The organism is Agrococcus citreus, assembly GCF_039527715.1.
Taxonomy (GTDB): domain Bacteria; phylum Actinomycetota; class Actinomycetes; order Actinomycetales; family Microbacteriaceae; genus Agrococcus; species Agrococcus citreus.
The window spans coordinates 819,569-839,222 of the sequence record NZ_BAAAKK010000005.1 but is presented as its reverse complement, the minus strand read 5'-3'; the positions used below and the strand labels follow the sequence as shown (position 1 = coordinate 839,222).

Sequence of the window (19,654 nt, the reverse complement as noted above, 5' to 3'; positions counted from 1 at the left end):
GACCGGTGGCGCCCCTTCGTGCGTCTCGCGCTCCCCCGGCGCGCTCCCTCGCCTCACGCGCGGCGCAGGGCTCGCAGCGCGACGACGACGGCGACGGCCATGAGGGCGGCGCCCGTGAGCGCCGTCGCGAGCGCGCCGGCATCGAAGGCCGCCTTGGCCGCCTCCGCGAGCGCCGCCCCCAGCCCCTCGGGGATGCGGTCGGCGACGTCGAGGGCGCCGGCGAGCGTCTCGCGCGCCGCAGCAGCGTCGGCAGCGCCGACCCCCGCCGGCACCGCGAGCGACGACCGGTAGACCGCGCTCACGACTCCGCCGAGCACCGCGGTGCCGAGCACCGCGCCGAGCTCGTAGGCCGTCTCGGACACCGCGCTCGCCGCGCCGGCGCGCTCGGGCGGTGCGGTGCTGACGACGATCTCGTTCGAGAGCGTCTCGGCTGCGCCGACGCCCGCGCCGAGGAGTCCGTAGGCGACGGCGACGAGCAGCGGCGACAGCTGGTCGCCGGCGAGCGCCACCACGAGGTAGCCCGCCATCGAGCTCGCGAGCCCGAGCGCGACGACGCGGTGCGCGGGCATGTGCCGCACGAGCGCGACGACGCCGAGACCGGTCGCGACCATCGCGATGGTGCCGGGCACGAGCAGCAGCGCCGCGTCGAGCGTCGAGAGCCCCTCGACGAGCTGCAGGTGCTGCGTGAGGAAGAAGAGCGCGCCGACGAGCGCCATCACGCTCAGCAGGTTGATGGCGATCGCACCCGAGAAGGCGGGGATGCGCAGCAGGTCGATGTCGAGCATCGGCGCGGCCGATGCGCGCATCCGCCGCACGAACGCCCAGCCCGCCGCGACTGCGGCGAGCGCGAGGGCGAGGGCGACGAGGTCGAGCCCGTCGACCGCGACGTGCTTGATGCCGGCCGCGAGCGCGCCGAGCGCCACGATCGACAGCACGACGCCGATCGGGTCGAGCCTGCCCGGGTTCGGGTCGCGGCTCTCGCGCACGAGCAGCGGCGCCAGCACGAGCAGCGGCAGCAGCACCGGCACCGCCATGAGGAACACCGAGCCCCACGCGAAGTGCTCGAGCAGCAGTCCACCGACGGTCGGGCCGACGGCGCTGCCGACCGAGAAGGCCGTCGCCCAGACGGCGATCGCGAGCCGCCGGTCGCCGCGGTGCGGGAACGTCGAGCGGATGAGCGACAGCGTCGACGGCATGAGCATCGCGCCGAAGAGGCCGAGCGCGGCGCGCGCGGCGATGAGGGCGGTCGCCGTCGGCGCGAACGCTGCCAGCACCGACACGAGCGCGAAGCCCGTCGCCCCGATGAGCAGCATCCGCCGCCGCCCGAAGCGGTCGCCGAGGCCACCCATCGCGACGAGCAGCCCGGCGAGCACGAGCGAGTAGGCGTCGACGATCCACAGCTGCTGCGCGGCGGTCGGCTCGAGGTCGAGCGCGATCTGCGGCAGCGCGAAGCCGAGCACCGTGTTGTCGATCGCGATGAGCAGCACGGGCAGCATGAGCACCGCGAGCGCGGCCCACTCGCGCCTGCCAGCTCGAGGCTCGCTCGCCTGATCGGCGATCGTCGGCTGCCGGATGTCCATGCCCGTCCTCATCTCGTCCGTCACCGCGCGTGCAGCGACCGGATTACTGTACCGTCTGGACGGTTTGCTGGCAACGGTATGCTCGATCCATGGTCCGCGACGCTCCAGGCACCGTCCGAGCGCAGCTCCTCGACGCGTACGAGACGCTGCTCATCGACGACGGCGAGCGCGCTGCCACCGTGCAGGCCGTCGCCGACCGCGCGGGCGTCTCGAAGGGCGGCCTGCTCTACCACTTCGGCTCGAAGGCCGATCTCGCGGCCGGCCTCATCGAGCGCTTGCGCGAGCTCGGCGCCGCCGACGTCGAGTCGCTGCGCTCTGCCGACGACATCGTCGAGACGTTCCTGCGCACCTCGGTCGCGTCGGGCTCGCCGCTCGACCGCACGATGGTGGCGGTCATCCGGCTCGCCCAGTCCCCCGCCGGCGCGGCGGCGCGCGCGGCGCTGCAGGGCCTCGACGACGACTACGTCGCCGCGATCGCCGAGCGGCTCGGCGACGCGGAGCTCGCCCTCACCGTCGTGCTGCTCGCCGACGGCGTCTACCTCCGCTCCGCGCTCGGCGCGCTCGAGCCCTCCCGCGCCGGCGCCGAGATCGAGCTGCTGGTCGGCGTCGCCCGTCGGCTCGGCGCCTGAGTCGCGTCGCGCATCCGCCGGTCTCGGGGCGGATAGCCTGGGCGAGGATGCAGCGGTGCAGGACCGATGCCGACGAGGGGGTCCGAGCGTGAGCACCGCTGACGACATCACGCGCCGCGAGGCGATCGCGGAGTACCAGGTGGTGGGCCAGCCTCCCGAGCCCGACCTCGAGGGCCTCGTGCACCTCGCCGCCGCCATCTGCGGCGTCGGGACCGCCGTCATCAACATCATCGACGACCGCAGCCAGCACCAGATCGCGGCGGTGGGCTTCGAGCCCTCCGTGTGCGCGCGAGAGGACTCGATGTGCGCCGTCGTCTTCCGCCACCCGGGCCACGTCGTGGTGCGGGACGCGCGCGAGGACGACCGGTTCCGCGACAACCCGTTCGTGACGGGCGAGGTCGCCGACGTGCGCTTCTACGCGTCGAGCCCGCTCATCACGCCGGCGGGCGTGCCGATCGGCACGCTGTGCGTGTTCGACGAGGAGGTCGGTGACCTGAGCGAGCAGGACAGCCGCGCGCTCGCGCTGCTCGCGCGACAGGTGATCGACGTGCTCGAGCTGCGGCGCATCACGCGCGAGCTCGGCCGCTCGAACGAGCAGCTCGCGCACTTCGCCGGCCAGGTGAGCCACGACCTGCGCAACCCGCTCACCGCGCTCGTCGGCTTCATCGAGCTCGCCTCCGACGGCGTCCAGCTCGGCGACGCGCCGCTCGCCTCGAGCGCCCTGGAGCGCGCGGATGCCGCTGCCGGTCGCATGACCTCCCTCGTGTCCGACCTGCTCGACTTCGCGCGGGTGGGCGGCCAGCCGAGCCGCGGCATGGTCGATCTGGATGCGATCGTGGGCGAGGTGCTCGACGACCTCGACACGCCCATCCGCGCCTCGGGCGCTCGCATCGCGGTGGGTGACCTGCCGAGGGTCAGCGGCGATGCGACCCAGCTGCGCGCCCTGCTGCAGAACCTGCTCGCCAACGCGATCAAGTTCAGCGCCGCGGCTGGCGGAGCGCCGACGATCGAGGTGCGCGCCCACGAGCTCACCGGCGGGTGGCGCCTGACGGTCGACGACGACGGACCCGGCGTGCCGGCCGAGCAGCGCGAGCGGGTCTTCGGGCTGCTCGAGCGCGGCGAGGCCGCGGACGTCGAGGGGCTCGGGATCGGGCTGTCGACCTGTCGACGCATCGTGGAGGCGCACGGCGGCCGGATCGGCATGGACGCATCCGCCCTCGGCGGCGCGAGCGCGTGGGTCGTGCTCCCGGCAGGCTGACGCCGGCGCTGCGACGCCTCGTCAGCGCCGGGCGGCGCGAGCGGCGACGTCGATGATCGCGGCGAGCTCGATGGGCTTCGACCACATCGGCCAGTGGCCCGTCGGCAGATCGACGAGCGTGAGCGCGCGGTGCTCGAGCAGGCCCGCGAGGAACGGCGCGCCGCCCTCCGCGTAGGAGCGGTAGTCGGCCGCCGAGAACGCGGTGCAGATGATCGTCGCGGGCACGTCGAGGCGACGGTCGTCTCGGAGCGACGCCGCATCGCGCACCGCCCCGGCGGGCTCGGGCACCGCGCGGCTGCGGAACTCGGCGAGCTGCGCTGGGGTGAGGTCGAGCATCGAGCCCTGCTCGAGCTCGTCGTCCCACTGCGCCTCGAGCGGCAGCGCGTCGCCCTCGAACGACGCATCCATCGCGTAGCCGTCGACCACCGGCGCGGTGTCGACCCACACCGACGCGGCGACGCGATCGACGTCGCGATCGATCGCGATCGTCGCGGGCACGGCCGCGCCGCTGTGCGCGACGAGCACCACCGGGCGATCGCCCTCGAGCGCCGCCTCGATCGCGGCGACGTGGTCCTCGAGCGAGACGTCGCCGGGCGACGCGTGGTCGCCCTCGAGCCCCGGCAGCGTGAGCGCGACGACGTCGTCGCCCTGCGCGCGCAGCAGCGCCGCGACCTCCTCCCACGCCCAGGCGCCGAGCCAGAAGCCGGGGACGAGCACGATGCGGGCCGATGTCGTGGGATCCATGCCCGCGACGCTAGTCGCGGGCTCGGCATCGCGCCAGGTCAGAGCGGGCGGATGCCGATCTGTCGGATCGTCGTCGCCTCGATCGCCGCGCCGACCTGCTCGACGAGCGCATCGGGCGCGACCTGGTCGATCGTGATGATCGACAGCGCGTCGCCGCCGGCGGAGGTGCGGGCGATCTGCATGCCGGCGATGTTGATCTCCGCCTCGCCGAACGCGGCGCCGTAGGCGGCCACGATGCCGGGTCGGTCGACGTACTCCATGACGACGAAGTGGTCGGCCATCGGCACCTCGACCGACTGGCCGTTGACGCCGACGATCTTCTCGACCTGCTTCGGCCCCGTGAGCGTGCCCTCGACGCTCACGCGGCGGCCGTCGCTCGTCGCCGCGACCACCTCGACGACGTTGCGGTACTCGTCGCTGCGCTCGTCGGCGGTGAGCGCGCTCGTCACGCCGCGCGACTCGGCGATCACCGGTGCGTTCACGAACGTCACCTGCTCGCTCACGATCGACGAGAAGAAGCCCTTGAGCGCTGCGAGCCGCAGCACCTTGACGTCGTAGCCGGCGAGCTCGCCGTGCACGGCGACGTCGACGGCCTCGACCGGCCCGGCCGCGAGACCCGCGACGAACTGACCCAGCCGCTCGGCGAGCGGGATGCCGGGGCGCACGTACTCGTCGATGATCCCGCCCGCGACGTTCACCGCATCCGGCACCAGGTCGCCCGAGAGCGCGAGGCGCACCGAGCGGGCGACGGCGACGCCGGCCTTCTCCTGCGCCTCGTCGGTGGAGGCGCCCAGGTGCGGCGTGACCTGGATGTTCGGGGCGGAGGTGAGCGCGTCGTCCTTGGGCGGCTCGGAGACGAAGACATCGATGCCGGCGCCGGCGATGCGGCCGTCGCGGAGCGCCTGCGCGAGCGCCGCCTCGTCGATGATGCCGCCGCGCGATGCGTTGACGATGCGCAGGCTCGGCTTCGCGAGCGCGAACTGGGCCTCGCCGATGAGGCCGACCGTCTCGGGCGTGCGCGGGATGTGGATCGTGATGAAGTCGCTCTCGGCCATGAGCTCGTCGAGCGAGCGGAGCTCGACGCCGAGCTGCGCGGCGCGAGCGGGGCTCACGAACGGGTCGAAGGCGATGAGCTTCGTGCCGAAGGCGGCGAGGCGCTCGGCGACGAGCACGCCGATGCGACCCAGGCCGACGATGCCGACCGTCTTCTCGTAGAGCTCGACGCCCGTGTAGGCGCTCCGCTTCCACTCGCCCCGCTTGAGCGACGCATCCGCCGCCGGGATGTGGCGGGCGAGGCCGAGCAGGTGCGCGATCGCGAGCTCGGCGGCCGAGACGATGTTCGAGGTCGGCGCGTTGACGACCATGACGCCGGCCGCGGTCGCCGCCGGGATCTCGACGTTGTCGAGGCCGACGCCCGCGCGGGCGATGACCTTGAGCTGCGGCGCGTGGCCGATCGCCTCGGCGTCGAGCTGCGTGGCGCTGCGCACGAGCACCGCGGATGCGTCGGCGAGGGCGGCGAAGAGCGCCGGACGGTCGGTGCCGTCGACGTGGCGGATGTCGAAGTCGGGCCCGAGGGCGTCGACGGTCGCGGCCGAGAGCTCCTCGGCGATCAGGACGACGGGCTTGGACATGCGGACTCCTTGCGCGGTGCGGTGGATGGCAGCACCTCGTCGTGCTGGACCCAGCGTACCGAGCGACGCGTGCCGGCCGATGCCCCAGCCGTCACGCGAGGCAGCACGGCAGGATGCAGCCATGCTGATCGTGACGACGAACGAGATCCCCGGCTTCCGCATCCTCGCCGTGCAGGGCGAGGTGATGGGGCTCACGGTGCGCAGCCGCGACGCCGCCTCGAGCTGGGTGGCCGGCTTCCGCGCGATCGGCGGCGGCGAGATCCCTGAGTTCACGCAGATGCTCTACGAGGCGCGCATGCAGGTGATGGGGCGGATGGTCGACGAGGCGCAGCGCCGCGGCGCGAACGCGATCATCGCGATGCGCTTCGACGCGAGCGAGATCGCCACCCAGTGGACGGAGATCTGCGCCTACGGCACGGCGGTCGTCGTCGAGGCGATCCCGGCCGGGCAGGAGGGCGCGACGCCGCAGTCGGCCGATCTGGCGCGGCAGGCCCAGCAGCACGACGGGCGGTTCGCGCCGCCCGCCGACGTGCCGCCCGTGCGGCCCGACGCGCCGATGCCGTTCGGCATGCCGCCCGAGCGCTGACCGCGCGGTCCGCGGGGCGGTGCCGGGTGCGGGAGGATGGAGGCGATGGACGCCTTCGCAATCGCGCAGCTCGTGCTGCGCATCATCCTCGCCGCTGTCTTCATCGGCATGGGCGCTGCCCACTTCGTGCCCCGCGTCAAGCGGACGATGGCCGCGATGATCCCGGCGCCGCTCGCCGGACCGGAGCGCCGCTGGGCGCCGAACCTCGTGGTCGTCTCGGGGATCGCGGAGATCCTCGGCGGGCTCGGGCTGCTCGCCCCCTGGTGGGGCGTGCGCTTCGCCGCCGGGCTCGCGCTCATCGCGCTGCTCATCGCGGTCTTCCCCGCGAACGCGCAGGCCGCGCGCCAGCCGGAGCGGTTCGGTCCGGTCGCGGTGCCGCTCGTGCCGCGCGCGATCGGGCAGGTCGCGCTCGGCGCGCTGCTGCTCGTGAGCGTGATCTAGCGACTTGCTCCCGCATCGCGACCGGACCCCGGTTCGGCAGCCGGACCCCCGATCTCGGGTCCGCGTGCCGAAGCTGGGTCCGCTTCGACGGAGCTCCCCTGCCGCGGGCGGATCAGCCGGCGGGCGCCCCGAAGTAGAGCAGGCTCGCGATCTGCTCGGCGAGCAGGCTCAGCTGCGCGCTCACGGCGAGCGCGGCGAGCAGCACGCCCGCCCTCGCGACCAGGCGCATCCGCCGCCCGACCCAGAGGGCAGCGGCGAAGAGCGCGGCCGGCAGCGCGACCTGCGCGATGAGGAGCCACCACGGGATCGACGCCTCGATGTCGGCACCGATGAAGAGCAGCGGCAGCTGCTGCAGGTTCGTCACGGCCTCGACGGTGTCGTAGCCGAACGCGAGGGCGAAGAGCGCGGCGACGATGAGCGCGTCACCTGGCCGCTCCTCGCGCGGCTGCTTCGCGGCGCTCAGGCCGGCGTCGGCGGTCATGCCACGGCTCCGGCGACGAGCGGCCACGGCGCCGTCACGGCGAGTCCGACGAGCCACAGGGGCGCACGACGACCACGGGGCGCGAGGCGGTCGACGAGCAGCCACCACAGCAGCGGCGCGATGACGGCGAGCAGCTCGCCGAGCTGGTACATCGCGAGCCCGAGCAGGCTGGGCTGCTGCACCGGGTTGGCCACGATCACGACGATCCAGCCGGCCGTCGACGCGAGGGCGAGCGCGAGCACGATCCAGGCGAGCGGCCCGCGTCGGCCTGCCGCTCGCGGTGCGACCTGGTCGGATGCGTCGGGCATCGTCCCGACGCGCCGGTCGTCGGGCGCGTCCCCGACGGCGAGCCCGTCGAGCTCGTCATCGCCCTCCCAGCGGAGGGCATCCTCGTCTCGGCTCACTCGATCGAGCCTAGCCGGGACGGCGATGCGGCGCCCTTGCCGCGCGTCTCAGCGCACGAGCAGCCGCAGGTCGGCCATGCACTCGCGCAGCACGTCCGCCGGCTCGACGACGACCCCCTGCAGCGCGCGCTCGCCCCAGTGCTGCCACGCCGCGCGCCAGGTGGCGACCACGATCTCGGCCACGAGGCGGATGCGTCGCACCGGCCAGTCGGGCAGGCCCGCTCCCAGCCGGTCGCGCAGCGCCGCGACGAGCTGCAGGTCCTGACCGGACGCCGAGGCCTGCAGGTCGGGCTCGGCGGCGAGCAGTCGCGTGATGCGCAGCTGGCCCTCGTGCTGCCCGTCCCCCACCTCGGCCATCGCCGCCATCGCGGCGCGCTCGATCGCCCGCAGCACGTCGCCCGGCTCGTCGCCGTCGAGCTCGAGCGACTCGAAGGCGTGCAGCAGCCGTCGCTGGCCTGGGATGGCGGCCTGCTCCTTGCTCGCGAAGTATCGGAAGAAGGTGCGGTGCGAGATGCCGGCGCGGTTGGAGATCTGCTGCACGGTCGTGGCGCGCAGCCCCTGCTCCTCGAAGAGCGCGAGCGCCGCCTCGTGGATCTCGAGCTGCGTCGTGCGTCGGCGCCGCTCGCGCAGGCCGTCCGGCATCGCGTCGTCCATGCGTCTCCCTCGTGCGCGTCGATTCGAGGCGCTCAGCCTCGAGTCGCACCTCGATGTCATCTTACGCCAACCTGACACTCTGTGCCAAGATAGGACGTTGCCCGAACGCGGAAGAGATGCAGATGACGAACACCCAGCAGCGCGAGCCGATCGCGCTGACCACCGAGCCCGAGCGCTCGACACCGCGACGTGCAGGCATCACGATCGCCATCCTTGCCGTCTCGGCCTTCGTGATGATCCTCAACGAGACCGTGCTCAGCGTGGCGCTGCCGCCGATCATGGCCGACTTCGGCATCGCCGCGGAGCAGGGCCAGTGGCTGACGACCGGCTTCCTGCTCACGATGGCGGTCGTCATCCCGACGACCGGCTTCCTCATCCAGCGCTGCACGACGCGCGCGCTGTTCATCGGGGCGCTCGCCCTCTTCGCGGCGGGCTCGCTGCTCGCCGCGCTCGCACCGGGCTTCGAGGCGCTGCTGCTCGGCCGCATCGTGCAGGCGGGCGGCACCGCCGTCATCCTGCCGCTCCTCATGACCACGACGCTCACCACCGTGCCGGCGCGGCACCGCGGGACGATGCTCGGCCTCACCTCGGTCGTCATCTCGGTCGCGCCTGCGATCGGCCCGACCGTCTCGGGCATCGTCGTCCAGACCTGGAGCTGGCACAGCCTGTTCTGGATGATGGCCGTCATCGCCGTCCTGGCGCTCATCCTCGGCGCCGCCGCAATCCGCACCGGCGGCGAGACGCGCGCCGTGCCGCTCGACGTGTGGTCGGTGCTGCTCTCGCTCCTCGCCTTCGGCGGCATCGTCTTCGCGCTCGCGACGGCGGGCGCGACGCTGCGCGGCGAGTGGAGCGGGCCGATCGCCCTCGGCGTCGGCATCCTCGCGCTCGTCGTGTTCGCGACGCGCCAGGTGCGGCTGCAGCGGCGCAGCGACGGCGCGCTGCTCGACCTGCGACCGTTCCGGAAGCGCGACTTCTCGGTGTCGGTCGTCATCGTGATGGTCGCGATGGCCACGATGCTCGGCACCGTGATCGTGCTGCCCATCCACCTGCAGGGCGCCATGGGCCTCAGCGTGCTCGCGACCGGCCTCGTCATGCTGCCCGGCGGGCTCGCGCAGGGCCTGCTCGCGCCCTTCATCGGCCGCATCAGCGACACGGTCGGGCCACGGCCGCTCGTCATGCCCGGCGCCGTCCTGCTCGCGGGCGGCCAGTGGTGGTCGAGCACCCTCACCGCGACGACCGAGATCGGCATCGTCATCGCGATGAACGTGGTCTTCTGCATCGGCCTCGCGCTGCTCATGACGCCGCTCATGTCGGCAGCGCTCGGCGGCCTCGACCCTCGCTTCTACGGCCACGGCAGCGCGATCATGAACACGCTCCAGCAGCTCGCGGGCGCCGCGGGCACTGCGGTACTCGTCGCCGCGATGGGCATCGGCGTCGCCGCGGCCGCCTCGAGCGGCCTCTCGGCCGCCGACGCGCAGTCGAGCGGCACCCAGCTCGCCTTCACCGTCGGCGGCGCGCTCGGCGTCGTCGCGATCGTCGCCGCGCCGTTCGTGCGGGGCGTCCGGCGCGCGGCCGCCGTGCGTTGACGCGACGCTACCTCGCGATGTCGTCGAGCCAGGTGATCGAGGCGCCGTGCGGGTCGGTGATCGCCACCGGCTCGGCATCGCGGCGCAGCACGAAGTCGCCCGGCTCGGCCCACGGCGCCGGCGGTCCGATCTCGAGCGTCGCGCCCTCGTTCGCGATCCACGTCACCGGCAGCTCGGCCATGAGGTCGGCGAACGTCGCGCGCTCGAACGCGGGCACGTAGGGCAGCACCGCCGAGTGCCACACGACGACGGTCGGCGCGTGCTCGGCGGCCTCCTCGACGAGCGCGCGCGTGTCGGTCGTGAGGTCGCCGTGGCGCACGCGCGCGGGCTCGCGGCGGGCGATCGCGAGCGCGGTGCGCAGCCGGTCGACGCGCGCCCCGTCGACGCCACCCGTCGCATCCGGCCACACGAGCGCCTCGAGCCACGCCCTCGTGTCGGGATCCCCGGGGTCGAGCGGCTGCAGGTCGAGGCCCGCTCGCCACGCGATCGTGGGCGTCCGCTCGGGCAGCGGCGTGGAGGGCGACGCCTGCGTCTCGAGCAGCGGCAGCGCTGCGTCGCCGACGTACTTGCCGGGCCCGAAGCGGTAGCGCCAGCGGTCCGGCGAGAGGCACAGCCCTGCGGATGCCCCCACCTCGACGAGCGCGATCGGCCCGCGCACGTGCGCGATCGCGGGCAGCATCGTGGCCATCCGCCGCGCCTCGTTCGTCTGCGTCATGCGGGCGAGCATCGTGGCGCGGATGCGCTCCCACGCGCCCGCGATCATGTCGCGCACCTCGGTCCACGGCGCGACGGGCACGCCCTCGAAGCGGGCGGCCGCGAACAGCAGGTTGGGCTGGCGCTTGACGGGCTCGAGCTCGGCGATCGCGGCGCACAGCGCCGGATCGCTCGCGACGCCGCGCGCCCACTCCGCGTATCGGGGCGAGCGGTCGTCAGCCTCCGCCGAGGCCCATCGCTCGTACGATCGGGCGACGGATCGGTCGTCGGTCACGTCCTGCACGCCACCAGCCTGCCAGGCCTGTCGGTCGGCCTGCCACGCCCGGTCGGGAGCGCGAGCGGCGCGATCAGCCCTGAGCGGCGAGCTGCTTGAGCGGGCAGGCGGTCGGCCCCTCGAGCCGCGTGCCGTCGGGCGCGAAGCGCGAGCCGTGCGCCGTGCAGTCCCAGCTGCGCTCCTGCGCGTTCCACTGCACGAGGAACCCCGCGTGCGGGCAGCGCGCCGAGACCCGCCGCGTCGTGCCGTCGACCGTCGAGGTCCCGACCGCCCGGAGCCCCGTGCGGCCGAGCGCCCCCTCGCCCTCGGCCGGCTCGGGCGCGGGGCGCAGCGTGCGGGCCAGCGCGACGGCATCGGCCTTCGAGGTCGCCGCGAGCATCCCGCCGAGGCGGCCGACGGCCACGGTCGTGGTCCCGCGGCGGCGGAGCGAGCGCGCCCAGTCGGGTTCGTCGCCACTGATGCGCCCGACCATCGCGACGGCGCTCATCGCGCCGCTCGACATGCCCCACTTGTCGAACCCGGTCGCGAGCAGCACGCGGCCGCGCGAGCCCGGCCGCGCTCCGATCCACGGGAGCCGGTCGGGCGTGCGATAGTCCTGCGCGCTCCACACGTGCGTGCGCTCCGCGTCCGGCCACAGCGCACGCACCCATTCGTCGAGCTCGGCGACGAGCCGGCGCGGGTCGTCGTGCCGGCCGACGGCGTGGCCGGGGCCGCCGGCGATGAGCAGCTCCTCCCCGCCGACGCTCGCGGTGCGCAGCGAGCGGCTCGGCGCGTCGACGCTGGGTGGATCGACGCTGAGCGCCATCACCTCGGGCAGCGGGCCCGCCGTGCGATACGCCGCGGCGTAGGAGCGGTGCGCCGACAGCAGCGCGGAGGTGCCGCGGGCGGGCACGGGCGAGCCGGTCGCGAGCACGACGACGCCCGCCGACCACGAGCCCGCATCCGTCTCGACCTCGACGCGGCGGCCGCGTACGCGCACGTGCTCGACGCTCGCGCGCACGACGGTGCCGCCCTGGGAGCGCAGCTGCGCGGCGAGCTCGGCGAGCATCGCCATCGGGTGCAGCTGCGCCTGGTCGGCGAGCTGGAGCGCCCCGGCCGTCTCGAACGGCAGCGACTCGGCGCCGCCCCGCTCGACCGGCAGGCCGAGCTGCGCCGCCGCGACGAGCTCGTGCTCGAGCGCCTCGGCGCCCTCCGGGCCGTTCGCGTACGAGACCGCGGTGCGCGACTGCAAGGCGTCGGTGCCGGTGAGCATCGCGCGCAGCTGGCGCATGCCCTCGAGCGAGCCCTCGACGTAGGCGCGGGCCGCGTCGCGGCGCGCGAGGCCGAGGATGCGGTGCAGGCGATCGCCCTGCAGCAGGCTGAGCTTCGCAGTCGAGCCGCCGGTCGCTGCCGCGCCGACCTCGCGCGCCTCGAGCACGACGACGCGCGCGCCGCGGCTCGCGAGCATCGCAGCGGTCGTGAGGCCCGTGACGCCCGCGCCGACGACGGCGACGTCGAAGCCGTCGCGCTCCCCGGGAGCGTCGAGGGCGATGGATGGGCCGGCCGCATGCCAGAGAGAGCTCATGTCCCCCACTCAATCCGTCGAGCGGTTCGCACACAAGAGCAGGGGGCCCGTTCGGACCCCCTGCTCAGCGTTCGTGCCGTCGGTCAGCGCTGGGCGCTGCCGTCGACGTAGTCGGCGTCGGGCTGCTCCCACGCGAAGAGGCTGCGCAGCTTCTGGCCGGTCGCCTCGATCGGGTGGCCCTCGGCCTTCGCACGCAGCTCCTTGAACTCGGGGCCGCCGGCGTCCTGGTCGCCGATGAAGCGCTCGGCGAAGGCACCGTTCTGGATGTCCTTCAGCACCGCCTGCATGTTCTCCTTGACGCTCGGGTCGATCACGCGCGGGCCCGAGACGTAGTCGCCGTACTCAGCCGTGTCGGAGACCGACCAGCGCTGCTTCGCGATGCCGCCCTCCCACATGAGGTCGACGATGAGCTTGAGCTCGTGGAGCACCTCGAAGTAGGCGATCTCGGGCTGGTAGCCGGCCTCGGTGAGGGTCTCAAAGCCGTACTGCACGAGCTGCGAGACGCCGCCGCACAGCACCGCCTGCTCGCCGAACAGGTCGGTCTCGGTCTCCTCGGTGAAGGTCGTGGTGATGCCGCCGGCGCGGAGGCCGCCGATCGCCTTCGAGTACGACCACGCCGTCTGCCACGCCGAGCCCGACGCATCCTTCTCGACGGCGACGATCACGGGCACGCCGCGGCCGGCCTGGAACTCGCGGCGCACGGTGTGGCCCGGGCCCTTCGGCGCGACGAGCACGACGTCGACGCCCTCGGGGGCGTCGATGTAGCCGAAGCGGATGTTGAAGCCGTGGCTGAACAGCAGCGTCTTGCCCTCGCCCATCGACGACGCGATCTCGTCGTTGTAGATGTGGCGCTGGTGCTGGTCGGGCGCGAGCAGGACGACGACGTCCGCCCACGCGGCGACCTCGGCGGGCGTGCCCACCTCGAAGCCGGCCTCGGTCGCCTTCGCGCGGCTCTTCGACTCCGGCTGCAGGCCGACGCGGACCTCGACGCCCGAGTCGCGCAGGTTCTGCGCGTGCGCGTGGCCCTGCGAGCCGTAGCCGATGACGGCGACCTTCTTGCCCTGGATGATGCCCAGGTCGGCACCGTCGTCGTAGATGACGTCAGTCATGGAGTCTCCTTGCTCGTGGATCGATGTGTGGGTCAGCGGGCGTCGGACTTGAGGACGCGCTCGCTGATGGACTTGCCGCCGCGCCCGATGGCCAGCAGGCCGGACTGCGCGATCTCCTTGATGCCGTAGGGCTCCAGCAGCCGCAGGAACGCCTGGCACTTCGCGGTGTCGCCGGTCACCTCGATCACGAGCGCGTCGGTCGTGACGTCGACGACGCGGGCGCGGAAGAGGGTCGCGGCCTCGAGGATCTGCGAGCGGGTCGAGTTGTCGACGCGCACCTTCACGAGCAGGTGCTCGCGCTGCACGGACTGGCTCGGCTCGAGCTCGACGATCTTCACGACGTTGATGAGCTTGTTGAGCTGCTTCGTGACCTGCTCGAGCGGCAGGTCCTCGACGTCGACGACGACGGTGATGCGGCTGAGGCCGGGCACCTCCGTCTTGCCGACCGCGAGCGAGTCGATGTTGAAGCCTCGGCGCGCGAAGAGCGCGGCGACGCGGGTCAGCAGGCCGGGCTTGTCCTCGACCAGGAGCGACAGGACGTGCGTGCTCATCACTCCTCCTCCCACACCGGGCTGTGCTCCTTGGCGTACTGCACGAAGGAGTTCGAGACGCCCTGCGGCACCATCGGCCACACCATGGCGTCCTTCGACACGATGAAGTCGATGACGACCGGGCGGTCGTTGGTCTCGAGCGCGAGCTTGATCGCCGGGTCGATCTCCTCGGGCTTCGTGACGCGGATCGCGAGGCAGCCGTACGCCTCGCCGAGCTTCACGAAGTCGGGGATCATCTTCGCGTCGTTGCCGGTCTCGAGGTCGGTGAACGAGTGCCGGCCCTCGTAGAACAGGCTCTGCCACTGCCGCACCATGCCGAGCGACGAGTTGTTGATGATCGCGACCTTGATCGGGATGTCGTTGAGCGTGCAGGTGGCGAGCTCCTGATTGGTCATCTGGAAGCAGCCGTCGCCGTCGATCGCCCACACGACGCGATCGGGCTCCGCGACCTTCGCGCCCATCGCCGCGGGCACGGCGTAGCCCATCGTGCCGGCGCCGCCGGAGTTGAGCCACGAGTTGGGGCGCTCGTACTTGATGAACTGCGCCGCCCACATCTGGTGCTGGCCGACGCCGGAGGCGTAGACGCCCTCCGGCCCGGTGAGCTCGCCGATGCGCTGGATGACGTGCTGGGGCGCGAGCTTGCCGTCGGTGGGCTCCGAGAAGCCGAGCGGGAAGCGCTCCTGCAGGCCGTGCAGCCGCTCCCACCAGTCGGTGAGGTCGGTGCGCTCGGAGGCCGCGAGCTCCTGGAAGGCGATCGAGAGGTCGGCGAGCACGTCGCGCACGTCGCCGACGATCGGCACGTCGGCCGTGCGGATCTTCGAGATCTCGGCGGGGTCGACGTCGACGTGGATGACCTTCGCGCCCGGGGCGAACTCGTTGACCTTGCCGGTCACGCGGTCGTCGAAGCGCGCGCCGAGCGCGAGGATCAGGTCGCACTCCTGGAACGCGAGCACCGCGGGCACCGCGCCGTGCATGCCCGGCATGCCGAGGTGCTGCGGGTGGGAGTCGGGGAAGGCGCCGCGAGCCATGAGCGTCGTGACGATCGGCGCGCCGGTCGCCTCGGCGAACTCGAGCAGCTCGGCAGACGCGTGCGCGCGGATCACGCCGCCGCCGACGTAGAGCAGCGGGCGCTTCGCCTCGGCGAGCATCGCGGCCGCGGCGGCGACCTGCTTGCCGTGCGCCTTCGTGACCGGCCGGTAGCCGGGCAGGTCGAGCGACTCGGGCCAGATGAACGGCGCAGACTCCTGCTGCGCGTCCTTCGTGATGTCGACGAGCACGGGGCCGGGACGTCCGGTGGAGGCGATGTGGAAGGCCGCGCGCAGCACGCCGGGCACGTCCGCGGCGCGGGAGACCTGGAACGAGTGCTTCGTGATCGGCATCACGATGCCGGTGATGTCGGCCTCCTGGAACGCATCCGTGCCGATCAGGTGGCTGAAGACCTGGCCGGTGATCGCGACCATCGGCACGGAGTCCATGTAGGCGTCGGCGATCGCCGTGACGAGGTTCGTCGCGCCCGGGCCGCTCGTGGCGATGCAGACGCCGACGCGATCGGTCGCGGCCGCGTATCCCTCGGCGGCGTGGCCGCCGCCCTGCTCGTGGCGCACGAGGATGTGGCGGATGGCCGACTGCTGCATGAGCTCGTCGTAGAACGGGATGATCGCGCCGCCCGGGATGCCGAAGACGTCCTCGACGCCGAGCATCTCGAGCGACTTCAGAACGGCACCGGAACCCGTCAGGGTCAGCGGTTCGGCGCTGCGCGGAGCGGCAGGCCTGGCGGCGATGGACATGGGTCTCCTGGCTGGTCTCTCGATCGGGCGTGCGTCAGCCCGTGACCGCGCCGGTGGCGGCGGATCGCACGAGGCGTGCGTACTTGGCGAGGACTCCGCGCGTGTAGCGCGGGGGCAGCGGCTCCCAGCCCTCACGCCGGGAGGCGAGCTCTGCCTCGTCGACGATCAGGTCGAGCGAGCGAGCGGCGATGTCGACCCTGATGCGGTCTCCGTCGCGCACGAAGGCGATCGGACCGGAGTCGACCGCTTCAGGAGCGATGTGGCCGATGCACAGGCCGGTTGTGCCGCCTGAGAATCTGCCGTCTGTCAGCAAGAGTACATCCTTGCCGAGGCCCGCTCCCTTGATGGCGGCGGTGATGGCGAGCATCTCGCGCATCCCGGGGCCGCCCTTGGGGCCCTCGTAGCGGATGACGACGACGTCGCCGGCCCGCACCTCGCCGTTCGTGAGCGCGTCCATCGCGGCGCGCTCGCGGTCGAACACGCGGGCGGGGCCCTCGAAGACCTCGGCGTCGAAGCCCGCGGTCTTCACGACCGCACCCTCGGGCGCGAGCGAGCCCTCGAGGATCGTCAGCCCGCCGGTGGCGTGGATGGGGTCGTCGAGCGAGCGCACCACGGTGCCGTCGATCGGGGCCGGGTCGAGCTCGGCGAGGTTCTCGGCGAGGGTGCGACCGGTCACGGTGAGCACGTCGCCGTGCAGCAGGCCCGCGTCGAGCAGCGCCTTCATGACCACGGGCATGCCGCCGACGCGGTCGAAGTCCTGCGCGACGTAGGCGCCGAAGGGCTTGACGTCGGCGAGGTGCGGCGAGCGCTGCCCGATGCGGCGGAAGTCCTCGAGCGTGAGCTCGACCTCGGCCTCGTGCGCGATCGCGAGCAGGTGGAGCACGGCGTTCGTCGAGCCGCCGAGCACCATCGCGACGGTGATGGCGTTCTCGAACGCCTCCTTGGTGAGGATGTCGCGGGCGGTGATGCCCTTCCGCAGCAGCTCGACGACGGCCTCGCCCGAGCGGCGGGCGTAGAAGTCGCGGCGACGGTCGGCCGACAGCGGCGTCGACGAGCCGGGCAGGCTCATCCCGAGCGCCTCCGCGACGCACGCCATGGTGTTGGCGGTGTACATGCCGCCGCACGCGCCCTCGCCGGGCGCGAAGCCGCACTCGATGCGGTGCAGGTCCTCGGCCGAGATCTTGCCCGCCTTGAAGGCGCCGACGGCCTCGAAGGAGTCGATGATCGTCATCGACTGCGGGATCGTGCCGTCCTCGAGCTTGGCGAAGCCGGGGGCGATCGAGCCGGCGTAGACGAACACGCTCGCGAGGTCGAGCCGCGCGGCTGCCATGAGCATGCCGGGCAGCGACTTGTCGCAGCCCGCGAGCAGCACCGTGCCGTCGAGGCGCTCGGCCATGACGACGGTCTCGACGCTGTCGGCGATGACCTCGCGGCTCACGAGCGAGAAGTGCATGCCCTCGTGACCCATCGAGATGCCGTCGGAGACCGAGATGGTGCCGAACTGCAGCGGGTAGCCGCCGCCGGCGTGCACACCCTCCTTCGACGAGCGCGCGAGGCGGTCGAGCGAGAGGTTGCACGGGGTGATCTCGTTCCACGAGCTCGCGATGCCGATCTGCGGCTTCTCCCAGTCGCCGTCGCCCATGCCGACGGCGCGGAGCATGCCCCGGCTCGTGGTGGCCTCGACGCCGTCGGTGACGGCGCGCGAGCGCGGCTTGATGTCGATCTCAGGCATGCTGCGATCCTACGCCGCCGGGACATGTCAGATCGGCTCGCGGTGCCGGAGCGGTGCTCGCGGATGCGCGCCGTCCAGCCCCGAGGGTCTACCGTCGTTCGCATGATCAAGGTCGGCCTGAGCACGATCTCCGTCTTCCCCAAGGGGGTCGAGGACGGCTTCCGGCTCGCCCACGAGGCGGGCTACGACGGCGTGGAGGTGATGGTCACCACCGACTCGAAGACGCGCAGCCCGGAGCGGCTGCTCGAGCTCTCTGAGCGGTACCAGCAGCCGATCATGGCGATCCACGCGCCCGTCGTGCTGCTGACCACCTTCGTCTGGGGCAGGGACCCGTTCGTGAAGCTCGACCGCTCGGCCGCCCTCGCGGTCGCGGTCGGCGCGCCCGCCGTCGTCGTGCATCCGCCCTTCCGCTGGCAGGGCAAGTATGCGCTCGCCTTCGTCGACGCCGTGCGCGAGACCGAGCAGAAGCACGGCGTCGAGGTCGCGGTCGAGAACATGTTCCCGTGGTCGATGGGAGGTACCGACCGGCAGGCGTACCTGCCCGGCATCGACCCGAGCGAGATGGACGTCGATCACGCGACGCTCGACTTCTCGCACTGCGCGCTCGCGAAGCGCGACTCGATGGAGCTCGCGCTCGACCTGGGGCCGCGCCTGCGGCACCTCCACCTCACCGACGGCGTCGCGGGCGACGAGGACAAGGTGTTCGACGAGCACCTCGTGCCCGGCCACGGCAACGAGCCGGTCGCCGAGGTGCTGCAGATGCTCGCCGCGCAGCAGTGGACCGGCCAGGTGGTCGCCGAGATCAAGACGCGGCAGGCGCGCTCCGAGCGCGACCGCCTGCGGCTGCTCGTCGAGACGCTCGAGTTCGCGCGCGAGCACCTGGGCCAGACGGCGCAGGTCGAGTCCGCGCCCGAGCAGCCCCGCTGAAGCGCGGCAGACTCACGTCGTCGCGCGACGCACGACCTGGCTCGGCGGCCGCTGCCACGCGCCGGTGTCGAGCCCGAGCGCGCGGCGAGCGGCCCGACGGCCGAACTCGGCCGCATCGATCCGCAGGCTCGACAGCGGCGGGTTCCAGAGCGCGGCGTGCTCACCCTCGTCGAACCCGACGACGGCGAGATCGTCGGGTGCGCTCAGGCCTGCAGCGTGCATCGCCGCCAGGACGACGAACGCCACGTCGTCGTTGAACGCGGCGATCGCGGTCGCGCGGGGATGCTCGGCGCGCAGCCGAGCGAGCGCGAGCGCGGCTCCGCTCGGCTCGCGCGGGATGATGATCGGGATCGCGGTCGCGCCTGCCCGAGCCGCCGCGGCCTCGAGCTGGCGGCGGCGCAGCGACGAGAGCGGCTCGAAGCTGGGATCGGCGGGCAGCGCGACGGCGATCGAACGGTGCCCGAGCTCGAGGAGGTGGCCCAGTTGCACGGCGGCGTGCGCTTCGAGCCCGTCGACATCGCCGCCGTCGCCCTGCGGCGAGTCGCCCGAGCCGTAGATGCGCACGAGGTCGAGCACGGTCCGAGGCGCGACCGCCTCGAGGAGCTCTCGCTCCGCCTCGACCGTCCCGTAGGTGACGATGAGCGCGTGCCCGTGGCGGCGCAGCTCCTCGTCCATCCCTGCGATGAGGCTCGCCATGCTCGCGGAGCCTCGGAGCGGGCCGGCGCGCAGCAGCACGAGCCTGCTCGAGCCCTCACGCAGCGCCCGCGCGATCCGGTGCGGCGTGTAGCCCAGCTGCGCGACCGCTGACCGGACGCGATGCCGCGTCGCCTCGGGGATGGCCTGACCGGGTGTGTCGTTCAGCACGAAGCTCACCGTGGTCGGCGACACCCCGGCCGCAGCGGCGACATCGCGGATGGTCGCGCGGGAGGAGGTCACGCCTCGAGCGTAGACGCACTAAACGGATTCAGTGACTAGCGTGAGCGGTACGCGTCGACGTCGATG

General features: G+C 73.0%; 19 protein-coding genes. 6 read left to right on the top strand and 13 right to left on the bottom strand.

The genetic code is table 11. The features are described from left to right. Window positions 1-53 precede the first annotated feature (53 nt). Window positions 54-1,580, bottom strand: a complete 1,527-nt coding sequence (locus ABD106_RS12920; protein WP_343920981.1) for an MFS transporter — start codon at window positions 1,578-1,580, stop codon at window positions 54-56. An 89-nt stretch (window positions 1,581-1,669) separates the two neighbouring features. Between ABD106_RS12920 and ABD106_RS12915 the strand changes: the two genes are divergently transcribed. Next, on the top strand, window positions 1,670-2,209 hold the full coding sequence (locus tag ABD106_RS12915; RefSeq protein WP_343920980.1) for a TetR/AcrR family transcriptional regulator: 540 nt from the start codon (window positions 1,670-1,672) through the stop codon (window positions 2,207-2,209). A gap of 88 nt (window positions 2,210-2,297) precedes the next feature. Then, window positions 2,298-3,467 (top strand): sensor histidine kinase, encoded by a 1,170-nt coding sequence (locus tag ABD106_RS12910; RefSeq protein WP_343920979.1) that lies wholly within the window; start codon window positions 2,298-2,300, stop codon window positions 3,465-3,467. 21 nt (window positions 3,468-3,488) lie between these two features. On the opposite strand, the gene ABD106_RS12905 is transcribed toward ABD106_RS12910, so the two are convergent. After that, window positions 3,489-4,211, bottom strand: coding sequence for an alpha/beta fold hydrolase (locus ABD106_RS12905; RefSeq protein WP_343920978.1), 723 nt, complete (start codon window positions 4,209-4,211; stop codon window positions 3,489-3,491). A 38-nt stretch (window positions 4,212-4,249) separates the two neighbouring features. Next, complete coding sequence (serA, locus tag ABD106_RS12900) at window positions 4,250-5,842, bottom strand: phosphoglycerate dehydrogenase (protein ID WP_343920977.1); 1,593 nt, start codon at window positions 5,840-5,842, stop codon at window positions 4,250-4,252. Between the two features lie 121 nt (window positions 5,843-5,963). Between serA and ABD106_RS12895 the strand changes: the two genes are divergently transcribed. Both ABD106_RS12895 and ABD106_RS12890 read left to right on the top strand, forming a co-directional pair. Continuing rightward, on the top strand, window positions 5,964-6,428 hold the full coding sequence (locus tag ABD106_RS12895) for a YbjQ family protein (protein WP_343920976.1): 465 nt from the start codon (window positions 5,964-5,966) through the stop codon (window positions 6,426-6,428). 45 nt (window positions 6,429-6,473) lie between these two features. After that, window positions 6,474-6,869: a DoxX family membrane protein gene (locus ABD106_RS12890; RefSeq protein WP_343920975.1), complete on the top strand. Its 396-nt coding sequence runs from the start codon at window positions 6,474-6,476 to the stop codon at window positions 6,867-6,869. Between the two features lie 112 nt (window positions 6,870-6,981). Here ABD106_RS12890 and ABD106_RS12885 read toward each other — a convergent pair whose 3' ends face one another. Genes ABD106_RS12885 through ABD106_RS12875 form a run of 3 tightly spaced genes read right to left on the bottom strand, consistent with a single transcriptional unit; the run spans window position 6,982 to window position 8,408 of the window. Next, entirely contained in the window at window positions 6,982-7,350 is a 369-nt protein-coding gene (locus ABD106_RS12885) for a hypothetical protein (RefSeq protein ID WP_343920974.1), read from the bottom strand. After that, the gene (locus ABD106_RS12880) at window positions 7,347-7,754 is read right to left on the bottom strand and encodes a hypothetical protein (protein WP_343920973.1); all 408 of its coding nucleotides are present in this window, start codon (window positions 7,752-7,754) and stop codon (window positions 7,347-7,349) included. The genes ABD106_RS12885 and ABD106_RS12880 overlap by 4 nt, the downstream gene beginning before the upstream one ends. A gap of 48 nt (window positions 7,755-7,802) precedes the next feature. Then, window positions 7,803-8,408, bottom strand: a complete 606-nt coding sequence (locus ABD106_RS12875) for a TetR/AcrR family transcriptional regulator (RefSeq protein ID WP_343920971.1) — start codon at window positions 8,406-8,408, stop codon at window positions 7,803-7,805. A gap of 122 nt (window positions 8,409-8,530) precedes the next feature. On the opposite strand from ABD106_RS12875, the gene ABD106_RS12870 reads away from it, so the two are divergent. Continuing rightward, window positions 8,531-9,994, top strand: coding sequence for a DHA2 family efflux MFS transporter permease subunit (locus ABD106_RS12870; protein WP_343920969.1), 1,464 nt, complete (start codon window positions 8,531-8,533; stop codon window positions 9,992-9,994). A 7-nt stretch (window positions 9,995-10,001) separates the two neighbouring features. Here ABD106_RS12870 and ABD106_RS12865 read toward each other — a convergent pair whose 3' ends face one another. The 6 genes from ABD106_RS12865 to ilvD all read right to left on the bottom strand — a co-directional run bounded on the left by ABD106_RS12865 (window position 10,002) and on the right by ilvD (window position 17,725). After that, a complete protein-coding gene (locus ABD106_RS12865; protein WP_343920967.1) occupies window positions 10,002-10,991 on the bottom strand; it encodes a DUF2332 domain-containing protein in 990 nt (329 codons plus the stop codon). A 64-nt stretch (window positions 10,992-11,055) separates the two neighbouring features. After that, window positions 11,056-12,546 (bottom strand): FAD-dependent oxidoreductase, encoded by a 1,491-nt coding sequence (locus tag ABD106_RS12860; RefSeq protein WP_343920965.1) that lies wholly within the window; start codon window positions 12,544-12,546, stop codon window positions 11,056-11,058. An 83-nt stretch (window positions 12,547-12,629) separates the two neighbouring features. Further along, window positions 12,630-13,655 carry a ketol-acid reductoisomerase gene (gene ilvC, locus ABD106_RS12855; RefSeq protein WP_343920963.1) on the bottom strand — a complete coding sequence of 342 codons (1,026 nt, stop codon included), beginning with the start codon at window positions 13,653-13,655 and terminating at the stop codon, window positions 12,630-12,632. A gap of 32 nt (window positions 13,656-13,687) precedes the next feature. Next, complete coding sequence (gene ilvN, locus ABD106_RS12850) at window positions 13,688-14,206, bottom strand: acetolactate synthase small subunit (protein WP_343920961.1); 519 nt, start codon at window positions 14,204-14,206, stop codon at window positions 13,688-13,690. Further along, entirely contained in the window at window positions 14,206-15,993 is a 1,788-nt protein-coding gene (locus ABD106_RS12845; RefSeq protein ID WP_343920959.1) for an acetolactate synthase large subunit, read from the bottom strand. The genes ilvN and ABD106_RS12845 overlap by 1 nt, the downstream gene beginning before the upstream one ends. A gap of 34 nt (window positions 15,994-16,027) precedes the next feature. Continuing rightward, complete coding sequence (gene ilvD, locus ABD106_RS12840; protein ID WP_343920957.1) at window positions 16,028-17,725, bottom strand: dihydroxy-acid dehydratase; 1,698 nt, start codon at window positions 17,723-17,725, stop codon at window positions 16,028-16,030. A 102-nt stretch (window positions 17,726-17,827) separates the two neighbouring features. Between ilvD and ABD106_RS12835 the strand changes: the two genes are divergently transcribed. Then, window positions 17,828-18,652: a sugar phosphate isomerase/epimerase family protein gene (locus tag ABD106_RS12835; RefSeq protein WP_343920955.1), complete on the top strand. Its 825-nt coding sequence runs from the start codon at window positions 17,828-17,830 to the stop codon at window positions 18,650-18,652. Window positions 18,653-18,664: 12 nt separating this feature from the next. Here ABD106_RS12835 and ABD106_RS12830 read toward each other — a convergent pair whose 3' ends face one another. Beyond that, complete coding sequence (locus tag ABD106_RS12830; RefSeq protein WP_343920953.1) at window positions 18,665-19,588, bottom strand: LacI family DNA-binding transcriptional regulator; 924 nt, start codon at window positions 19,586-19,588, stop codon at window positions 18,665-18,667. Window positions 19,589-19,654 lie beyond the last annotated feature (66 nt).